This window comes from Pseudomonas sp. P1_F7 (genome assembly GCF_056405655.1).
The window spans coordinates 63,556-73,250 of record NZ_JBFUBR010000023.1 but is presented as its reverse complement, the minus strand read 5'-3'; the positions used below and the strand labels follow the sequence as shown (position 1 = coordinate 73,250).

Sequence of the window (9,695 nt, the reverse complement as noted above, 5' to 3'; positions counted from 1 at the left end):
TCTGTACTGCCGCAATTTGAGAAGGTTGCCGAAGATTACCATTCCTCTGTATTGGCACTCGCGCGAATGCTTATTGGCGGGATCGCGCTGAGCTTGGGTTTACCACAAGATTACTTTGAACATCTTCAGCGTAAGCCCATCACTATTCAGCGGATTTTGCGTTACCCGCCCCAGATCGGAAGGGTTTCCCAAGAGGAGATCGGTATTGGGGCACACACGGACTATGGTTTCTTGACGGTCCTATCCCAAGATGCAGTTGGCGGTTTGCAAGTCAGGAACCGTGCAGGGGAGTGGGTTACTGCCCCACCCGTTGAAGGCACTTTTATCGTCAATATTGGTGATCTGGTTCAAACCCTCACCAACGATCGCTACACCTCGACAATGCATCGCGTCATAAATACTAGTGGTCTAGAGCGTTATTCAATACCTTTCTTTATTGATTTGGATTTCGATGCGGTTGTTGAGCCTGTGCCAACCTGCGTGAGTGAGGCGTTACCCGCGAAGTATGAAGCCTACACATGTGGTAAACACAAATTTAAACGATTCGTTGATAGCTATGCGCACCTGAAAGGCGAATAGGGAATTTTCAATGTGCATCCTATACATGGCCGACCCAGCCGATGCGGAGAAATGGCGAGATTGCCTGTCAACGCTCGCCCCTGAACTAGAGTTCCGCCAATGGCCTGAAATCGGTAACCCGGCAGAGGTGCACTACATCCTGGCTTGGGAGCCTCTTGCCGACGTTGCGGAGCAGCTTGGTAATCTTCGACTCCTCTACGCTGCCGGGGCTGGAGTCGACCAGTTTGATCTGGCCCGTTTGCCTGCTCACGTGTCGGTAATACGACTGGTAGATAGCTCGATGGCTGACATCATGGCCGAGTATGTTCAGTTTGGCGTTCTCGCCTTGCATCGAGACATCCTCGCTTACCAGGAGGATCAACGCAGTGGGCGCTGGCAACCTCGACCAATCGTGCACGCTTCTCAGCGGCGTATTGGTGTCATGGGGGTTGGCAATCTCGGACGCGCCGCGCTTGATCGCCTTCAGCCATTGGGATTTCAGCTCAGCGGCTGGAATCGTTCTTTGAAGTCTCGGTGGTCGCGCTTTCGAGCGCAGCTTGGCGGGTGTGTAGCTGAGCCGTTGCCTTGGTCAGCCGGGTGCCGGCTTGCTGTGAGTTTTGACGCGTGCCCGCGCCTTGCTCGGAGAGGTTCTTGTATCGTTCGAATTCGTGTCTGGCGAATCCGAGCTCTGCGGTGCCCCCGTCAATGCCGGCCTTAACCTGATTGATGGTGGAGCCTTGGGGGGTTATCCCCTGGGTATTCAAGCGCGTTCATCACGAGGCGTTAAGCCGAAATAGTCGCGATAGCTTTTGGCGAAATGCGCAGCTGAACCAAAGCCGCACAGCGCGCTTATTTTCAGGACTGACGATGAGGTCTGCTTCAATAACTGTTGTGCCCGGACTAAACGCAGCTTGAGGTAGTAGCGCGACGGAGAGACGTCCAGGTATTTATGAAACAGGCGCTCCAGTTGGCGACGTGAAATCCCGGCCTTAAACGCCAGCACTTTGAGTTCGAGAGGGGTGTCCAGGTTGGCCTCCATCAACAGGACAGCCGCTTGCAACTTGGGCTGATTTTCGCCAAGTGTATGCCTGAGCGGTATCCGTTGCTGATCCTGGTCGTCTCGCATGCGCTCATACATGAACATGTCGGAGATTGCCGCGGCCAGTTCACGGCCGTGCTCGCTCCTGATCAAGTGCAGCATCATGTCCATAGGCGCCGTGCCCCCCGAAGAGGTCAGGTGGCTTCTATCGATGGAGAACAGGTGTGCAGTGAAATCGGCGTCGGGAAACGCTTCGCGCATCTGTGCCAGGCATTTCCAATGAACACTGCACCGGTGGCCCTCCAGCAGTCCGGCCTTGCCCAAGGCCCAGCTTCCTGTGCAGATCGCGCCCAACCTGCGGCCCAGGTAGGCCTGGTGCTGCAACCAAAGCACATGCTCATCGCTTACGCTGTCCTCAACACTCATCCCGCCGCATACGATCACGGTATTCAACGTCGCGGCCTCGTCCATTTTGGCGTCGGGCGTTATTTGCAAGCCGGCACTGGCGCGCACTGGTTTTGCGTTCTTACCCAGCGTGCACCATCGATACAGCTCTCTACCGGAGAGATGATTGGCCATGCGCAACGGTTCTATTGCCGATGCCAGCGAGATGAACGTGAAGTCATCCAACAACAGGAATCCGACAGATCGTGGGGCAGGGTCCTGCGAAGTAGGCACTGGGTTGCGCTCCTCTTTGGTCATATCTGCCTCAGGTTGAACTAGAACTTGAAACGCCCAACCAAGCCCTTCAGTTGCTCGGAAATATCGGTCAAACGCCCTGAACCCGTCTGTGCGGAGTGGGCGAACTCCTCGACCAGCTGCGCATCGGCATGGATCTGCGTGATGTGCCGGTTGATGTCTTCGGCCACTTGGTGCTGTTCTTCTGCAGCGGTGGCGATCTGGGTGTTCTGATCGCGGATCGAGTCCACCGAATTGCGGATCTTGTCGAAACTGTCTCGCGCCTGCTGGATGCGTTCGACGCTGGATTGCGACACCTGAAGGCTGCCCTGCATCTGCTGGGTCACTTCTTGTGTGCGCCGCGCGAGGTTGCCTAGCAGGCTGTCGATCTCGCCAGTAGAGTCGGCAGTACGCCGAGCCAGGGCGCGAACTTCGTCGGCCACCACGGCAAAGCCGCGGCCCTGGTCGCCGGCGCGCGCGGCCTCAATGGCGGCGTTGAGCGCCAGCAGGTTGGTCTGCTCGGCAATCGAGTGAATGGTATCGAGGATGGTGTTAATGTTCTTGCTGTCCTGCTCCAAAGCCTGCATGGTCACGGTCGACTTTTGCAGTTCTTCGCTCAGCTTCAGCACACTGCCGGTAGCCTCGCCGATGTGATGCTGGCCATCGTGTACATCGCGATAGCCTTCGTCCGCACTGGAGGCGGCCTGGCTGCAAGAGCGGGCCACTTCGTTGGCGGTCGCGACCATTTCGTTGAACGCGGTGCTCACCAGTTCCACGGCCTGGCGCTGGCGCCCGGCGGCTTCGTTCATGTTCTGGGCCACTTCGCTGGTGTCGGCCGCCGCATTTTGCAGGTCGAAAGAGGCACTGCCGATGCGCTGCACCAGCTGCGCGATCATGCCCAGGAACTGGTTAAACCAGCTGGCGAGGGTGGCGGTTTCGTCCTTGCCTTGTACGGTGAGTTTGCGGGTGAGGTCACCTTCACCTTCGGCGATTTCCTGCAGACCGTTGGCAACACCGCGGATCGGCCGCACGATGACGCTGGCGAAAGTGGCGCCCACAATGGCGAAGACTACGGCCAGCGCAGCGGCAATGACGCCGATCAGCCAAGTCAAGCTCGACGCTTCGGCCATCACTTCGTCACGTTTGATCAGACCAATAAAACGCCAGCCCAGGTCTTTGGAGCTGACCACGTTGGCCATGTAGGCCACGCCGTCAATCTCGATCTGGGTCACGCCATCGCTACTCTTGGCCAGCTCGGCATAGTTGGGCCCCAGGTTGGCCAATGGCTTGAAATTGTGCTTGGCATCGCTGGGATCGACCAAAACGTTGCCGTTGCCCTCAAGCAGTATCAGGTAACCGCTTTCGCCCAGCTTGATGGTCTTGACCAGTTCGGTCAGTTGCTTGAGCGACACATCAAGGCCGACGACACCTACCGAGTTGCCACTGGCGTCGGCAATGGTGCGTACGGTGCCGATCAGTGAGACGTCGTCTGGCGCCCAGTAGTACGCGTCCGTGCGAATGGTGGTACCGGGGACGGCTATGGCAGCCTTGTACCATGGGCGCACGCGCGGGTCGTAGTTGGCCATTTTCGGATCATCAGGCCAGGTGGCGTAGCCGGCGTCGTTCTGCCCCATGGAAAGGTAAGCGGTGTTCGGGTGGCTTTTGGCAAAACGCTCGAACATCCTCAGAAGTTGTTGATTGATCTCGGGGAAGGGTGCTTGTGCCGCGTCGGCAGCGGAATAGTTTTTCAAGCCCTTGGCCGCGGTGACCCGTGGATCCTTGGCGATGTATTCGACGTTTTGGCTGATGCCGTCGAAGAACTGTTTCATGCCGTGATCTATCTGACGGATTTCACGGCCGCTGCTTTCCAGGAAGTTGGCTTTGGCGGCGTCGCGCAGGTTTAACACAACGAGCACTGCTACCAGGACAACCGGAACGAAGGCGATGGTCGCGAACGCCCAAGTCAGCTTCTGTTTGATATTCATTATTTCTCCGGCGAGTATTTATAGTTCTTTGAATGGCAGAGGCGTGGTGGTGAGTGTTTAAATTTCGGAGTGGGACAACCGAACGAAACTAATGGCTTCAGACGTGGCCTCTGAAGGGAATAGCCGTACACAGGCCTGGATTCTTTATCAGTCGCTGGGCTCTTTAGTAGCGTTCGTGTTAAACGAGAATTTGGACAAAGCCAACCGTCTTCATGTCCGCAGAAAGCTGTCGTCGAATGGGTAACGTGTCAGCAGTTCATAGCCGGTTTCAGTGACTAATAATTGGTTCTCCAACTTGATGCCATCGCGGCCGCCCACTTCACCCACATACGCTTCGACGCAAAGGGCCATGCCCGCTTGCAGTTCGCCTTCGTATCCGTAGGATTCCAGGTCTTCCGGGTAGCGAATGCAGGGGTACTCGTCGCATAGGCCGACACCATGAAACAGCACGCCGTAGCGTTGGGCGCGGCAGGGCTCGGGCAGCCTATGGGCCTTGGTGGTCAGTTCCGTAAAGCGCACGCCCGGCTTGATCAGCTCGGTGTTATAGACGATATGGTCATGGGCAATTCGATACAGGCGTTTCTGTTCGGCCGTGGGCTCCAAGCCTCCGCAAATCCAACTGCGGGACATGTCCACGCACATACCGTAGGTGCCGATCAGATCCGTGTCGAACGACAGCAGGTCGCCGTTACTCAACACCCGCGGGCCTGACTCCTGGAACCAGGGGTTGGTGCGAGGACCGGAACTGAGGATTCGGGTCTCGATCCATTCTCCACCGCGGCGGATATTGCCGGCATGCAGGGCGGCCCAGACATCGTTTTCAGTTGCGCCAGCGCGCATTGCCTGGTGCATTTCGGCTACCGAGGCTTCACACGATGCCACCGCACAGCGCATCGCCTTGATTTCATCGGGGCCCTTGATCACGCGCGCGAACTCGGTCACTTCCTGGCCGCTGAAAATTTCGATAGCCAAGGCATCCAATGCGCGCACGCCAGCGACTTCGATTCTATCTACCGCAAGCCGGCGGTTGACTCCAGCGTGCTGGCGCAGCAACCCGTCCATTTGTGCGGCGAAATGCCTGGCGTGTCGATCGGTGTGCTCGCCCGTCTCGAAAAAGAAAAAAGACGCGCCGCTGCGCAACTCAGTCACCAGCGGCAAGTGGGCAGAAAGGTGATCGCAGCCATGGAAGTCCCACAAAACAACATGCCCGCTGGCAGCGACGAAGCATGCCCGTGCGGGGTTATGGGTCGTCCATAGTTGCATGTTGGTGGTATCGGTCGCGTAGCGGATATTCAGTGGATCGAATAACAGAATGCCGCCCAGGTCACGGGCTACCAACTGATCAACTATGCGTTGCAATCGGTAGGAACGTAGGGTGGGCAAATGGGGCGGCTCCAGGCCCAAGTGCTCCCACTCCGCAAAAGCCAGGGGAGTTGGGCCTATCTCGACGCGGTCGTTGTCATCGACGGAGCCATCTTTTTTAAGTGCCGCTGCACGTTGCCTGGCGGGGTCGATTCGCCGGGCATTCGTTGGAACTGAAAAAGGAGAAGTTGTCATCGTGGCGTCCAATGTCCAATCTGCTAAAAAGGCTATGCGTGACCAAGCGACATGACTGTGTCTGAATTAGTCATCGCTTACTTTTCTCTGCGCGTGACGCTACAAACCCTCTAAATTGAGTTAGGTTAGAGCGCTGGTATATTAGGTAGGCAGTGATAAAAGATTAATTTACGCAAGACATGTACCTGTTTTTATTATGTGCCCGTGGGGCGGACTTTATTTCAATCTATAAGCATCCTGGTGACAAATCCAACAACATTTACAAGGTGTTATAGATAACCTGTCGTTATCGAGGCTGTTTGGAACGACGGCCGTTGTCTAATTGCGACACTCAGGCTTTTGAGGATGGGGTTTGGCATAGAGCTGAATTTAATAATCCCAGGAGTTCACTGCATCATGGTGGGTATAAGCGCTGTTAGTTTTGTCGCGATAGTATTTATTCTGTGTGTTCTACAGCGTATCTGGATGCAATGTTGATTGTGGTTGTCAGGCGGCCTTGCTCCCTTTTAGCAACGCCCAGGCCCCACTCATGGCAATGATCAACATACCGTAAAGGCTGAGCGTTTCCGGGACCTGCTGAAAAATGACAGCGCCCAGGATCTTGGAAAAGAGAATTTGGCAGTAACTGAACGGCGCCAGGACCGCCGGCGCCGCGCAGCGGAAGGACTGTGAGAGCAGCAGGTGTGAAATCATTCCAAGGGTGCCCAATGCTCCCATCATGACCGCATCGTTCATGGACGGGGTAACCCAGAAAAAGGGTGCTAATAGCGACATGACTCCCGTCGCGAACAACCCGCCCAGGAAATTGCTGGTGATCGCGTTGTCATAGGCGCTGAGTCTGCGTGTAAGCAACTGGTACAGCGCAAAGCACAATGCTGAGCAGAAGGGGAGGAGCACCGCCAGGGTGAACAGGTTACCGCCACCGCAGTAGTTGCCCTATCTCCAGTAAGGGAAGGCCAGACAGAGGATGAGTACGCCTATGTGACTCATCCTTGCCTGGTGGAGAAAATTGCCGGCATCTGCAGATGCTGGTAAATGGCGAAAAACCTCAGGCCAAAAGTGAAGATCAAGGCAATCCACCCCGCGATCCAGATCGATGGGAATAGGTCCCGCAACACCACATAGAGGGTGCACCCTAATAATAATGGTGTCGCGTATATGTCTCGGGACATCAGCAGCGAAACTCTTCCGGCCAGGACATCGCGGGCTATGCCGCCGCCAATGCTGGTCAGCACGCCCATCATCACGGCTAAAGGCGCGGCGAGGTGGAGTGCCAGGACTTTCTCGGTGGCAGCTAACGCGAATAGGGCAGCCGCCAGCCCGTCGAGGTAGAGCAACAGGCGATAACGCTGGTGCAGTCTTTGAGTAAGGAAAAACGCCACCAGGGCGGCAACCAAGGCCACCCAAATGTAATTGAAGTCGACTATCCAAAAGATAGGCAGACCCAGAAGCAGGTCGCGGAGGGTACCACCGCCTATAGCGGTAATGATGCCCAGCACCATTGCACCGAAAAAATCGACATCGGCTTTTTTAATTGCCAGCACACCGGTGATGGAAAATACCGCGATGCCTACCATTTCCTGAAAATAAAGCATTCTGTATTCCTTTCTCAGGCTGCCGGTCAGTTGCGCGATTTCTTCGAATACGCCTCGGCATACGCCGATCTGCGGAGCATCGTTGAGGCAAGGTGAGGTGGTTTTGCTTGTGCCTGATGATGCAACCATATCTGAACTCATAGGGCGCGTCTTTCTTAAATGATCGGCTTTTTTCATGCCGCAAATGCATCGCCGCCTTGATTGATTAACGTGTCGCAAGGGGCCACCAAAACGGCGTGATTGGTCGGTTCAACCGAGTAGGGATCGCCTTAACATCGAGGTCCGTCATACCCTATCTGACATCGAGTTGTCCGAAGACTGCAATCGGTTCTCTGTTGCGAACATGGAGCTTCTAATGTGCATTCTATACATCGCAGACCCAGCCGATGCGGGAGTGTGGCGGGATTACTTATCGACGCTCGCCCCTGAACTGGAGTTCCGCCAGTGGCCTGATATTGGCAACCCGGCGCAGGTGCTCTATATCGTGGCGTGGGAGCCTCTAGGGGACCTTGCAGAGCAGTTTCGTAATCTTCGAATCCTTTACGCTGCCGGGGCTGGTGTAGACCAGTTCGATTTGGCTCAGCTGTCTCGTCAGGTATCACTCGTTCGGCTGGTGAATCGCTTAATGGCAGACATCATGGCCGAGTACGTTCTGTTCAGTGTTCTTGCCTTACATCGAGACATCCTCGCCTACCAGGAGGATCAACGCCGAAATCGTTGGCAACCACGGCCGATAGTGCATGCTTCACAGCGGCGGATCGGTGTCATGGGCGTAGGCAATTTAGGGCGAGTTGCCCTTGATCGACTTCAGCCATTGGGGTTTCAACTCAGTGGTTGGAATCGTTCCTTGAAGGAGGTTCCTGGTGGGCGCTGCTACGTCGGAATGGGGCAATTGGACGACTTTCTTGGGCAATGCGACATCCTGGTGAACATGTTGCCATTGACTCCCGAAACAAATGGAATACTCAATGCGGCTAGGCTCGGTTGCCTGCCTTATGGCGCTGGAATCATCAACGTAGGACGCGGCGGCCACGTCATTGAGCAGGATCTGCTTGACGCGTTAAATACAGGTCAAATCGCAGGTGCCGTTCTGGATGTGCTGGTACAAGAGCCTCCCTTACCACAAAGTCCTTTCTGGAAACACCCGCATGTCCTCTTGACCCCTCACGTCGCTAGTGATGTGCAGATTGAAGGCGGTGTGGCAGTGATAGTCGAGAACCTGCGCAGAGAGCGGGAAGGGCTGCCATTGGTCAATGTGGTAGATCGAGCTAAGGGTTACTAGCTTTCGGCTGTCAGGTACGAGATCAATATTGGTAGAACGCTCATTTTCGCCTCAAAGTAGCCGTTGGTTAAGAGAACATTGGGAAAGCAAAATGCTTAGACTCACCGCTATTTGAGCGAGAGGGAATGATGCGGATCAGAGGTGAGCGTCCCGCCACGGCGTATGGTTTAGTGGCGATAGTTTTATGGAGTACCGCCGCCGGGCTCATCAGGAGTATTAGCGAAATTTTCGGCCCCTTGGGCGGTGCGGCAATGATTTATTCATTGGGCGCGCTCATGCTTGTAGGGAGTTTGGGGCGCCCGCGACTGCGCGCGACGTCCAAGTTTTATCTCGTAGTGGGAATCGCTCTTTTTGTCGCGTATGAGGTGTGCCTTTCGCTCGCTCCGGGCTTTGCCAGCAATCGAACACAAGCGATTAGCTGGGTGTCGTGAACTACTTGTGGCCTTGTTTGACCATCCTGCTGGCCATCATCATGAACGGGTTAGGTATCGCTGTACCGGTGCCACTATCTACTCGCAGTCATACTATGCGGGCACCACGTATTTAGCAGCAACTCTGTAATTTCACTCTCCCGCTGCGTCCGCAGCCGTGTCAGCACATCTTTCAGATAACGACCTACGCCAACGACTTCATTGACAAAACTATTGGTGCGCTATCGTGCGTCGGAGATGAATGGTCAACCGCTACCGATGGGCGCATGCGCCGTTGGTCTCTTCGCGTTTGAAAATTTCAAAAAACAAAGTACATCATCAAGTATTCTTGCATCAGCGTAATAAAACAAAACCCATACAAATCAACAGTTAAACCACCCAATGCACGTCCCGGCTGCCCCTCCAAAAACGTAAAAACGCCGCTCACTGAGCGGCGTTTTGTTTACGTAAGTTTGCTGGACTGCATCGAAGAGTGATCACTAATTTTGTTTTCGCTCCGGCGTTTCCTGCGGAAGCTGCCGCTAAACTCATTTTTCAGGCCCGTAGGTGTAGGCAAGAGACCATTCGAAA

Annotated in this window: 8 protein-coding genes and 3 pseudogenes; 3 read left to right on the top strand and 8 right to left on the bottom strand. The window is 55.2% G+C overall.

The features are described from left to right. The coding region (locus tag AC1D1M_RS27840) for an isopenicillin N synthase family dioxygenase (protein ID WP_477778160.1) at positions 1–579 on the top strand (579 nt) is incomplete at its 5' end. Positions 580–664: 85 nt separating this feature from the next. Here AC1D1M_RS27840 and AC1D1M_RS27835 read toward each other — a convergent pair. After that, on the bottom strand, positions 665–910 hold the full coding sequence (locus AC1D1M_RS27835; RefSeq protein WP_477762057.1) for a hypothetical protein: 246 nt from the start codon (positions 908–910) through the stop codon (positions 665–667). On the opposite strand from AC1D1M_RS27835, the pseudogene AC1D1M_RS27830 reads away from it, so the two are divergent. Further along, positions 860–1,030 (top strand): annotated as a pseudogene (locus AC1D1M_RS27830) (NAD(P)-dependent oxidoreductase); the annotation flags it as partial. The gene AC1D1M_RS27835 and the pseudogene AC1D1M_RS27830 overlap by 51 nt on opposite strands. Positions 1,031–1,061: 31 nt before the next feature. On the opposite strand, the gene AC1D1M_RS27825 reads toward AC1D1M_RS27830, so the two are convergent. The 7 genes and pseudogenes from AC1D1M_RS27825 to AC1D1M_RS27795 all read right to left on the bottom strand — a co-directional run bounded on the left by AC1D1M_RS27825 (position 1,062) and on the right by AC1D1M_RS27795 (position 7,589). Next, a complete protein-coding gene (locus AC1D1M_RS27825) occupies positions 1,062–1,322 on the bottom strand; it encodes a hypothetical protein (protein ID WP_477762056.1) in 261 nt (86 codons plus the stop codon). Between the two features lie 2 nt (positions 1,323–1,324). After that, positions 1,325–2,299, bottom strand: a pseudogene (gene gbdR / locus AC1D1M_RS27820) (choline metabolism transcriptional regulator GbdR); the annotation flags it as partial. 17 nt (positions 2,300–2,316) lie between these two features. Further along, the gene (locus AC1D1M_RS27815) at positions 2,317–3,084 is read right to left on the bottom strand and encodes a methyl-accepting chemotaxis protein (protein ID WP_477762338.1); all 768 of its coding nucleotides are present in this window, start codon (positions 3,082–3,084) and stop codon (positions 2,317–2,319) included. A gap of 93 nt (positions 3,085–3,177) precedes the next feature. Then, a pseudogene (locus AC1D1M_RS27810) lies at positions 3,178–4,104 on the bottom strand (cache domain-containing protein); the annotation flags it as partial. A 366-nt stretch (positions 4,105–4,470) separates the two neighbouring features. Then, complete coding sequence (dddP, locus tag AC1D1M_RS27805; RefSeq protein WP_457327392.1) at positions 4,471–5,817, bottom strand: dimethylsulfonioproprionate lyase DddP; 1,347 nt, start codon at positions 5,815–5,817, stop codon at positions 4,471–4,473. A gap of 486 nt (positions 5,818–6,303) precedes the next feature. After that, complete coding sequence (locus AC1D1M_RS27800) at positions 6,304–6,714, bottom strand: EamA family transporter (RefSeq protein ID WP_477762054.1); 411 nt, start codon at positions 6,712–6,714, stop codon at positions 6,304–6,306. An 89-nt stretch (positions 6,715–6,803) separates the two neighbouring features. Beyond that, positions 6,804–7,589 carry a trimeric intracellular cation channel family protein gene (locus tag AC1D1M_RS27795; protein ID WP_477762053.1) on the bottom strand — a complete coding sequence of 262 codons (786 nt, stop codon included), beginning with the start codon at positions 7,587–7,589 and terminating at the stop codon, positions 6,804–6,806. A gap of 178 nt (positions 7,590–7,767) precedes the next feature. Here AC1D1M_RS27795 and AC1D1M_RS27790 point away from each other — a divergent pair, with 178 nt between their 5' ends. Continuing rightward, entirely contained in the window at positions 7,768–8,694 is a 927-nt protein-coding gene (locus AC1D1M_RS27790; protein WP_477762052.1) for a 2-hydroxyacid dehydrogenase, read from the top strand. Positions 8,695–9,695: the final 1,001 nt, after the last annotated feature.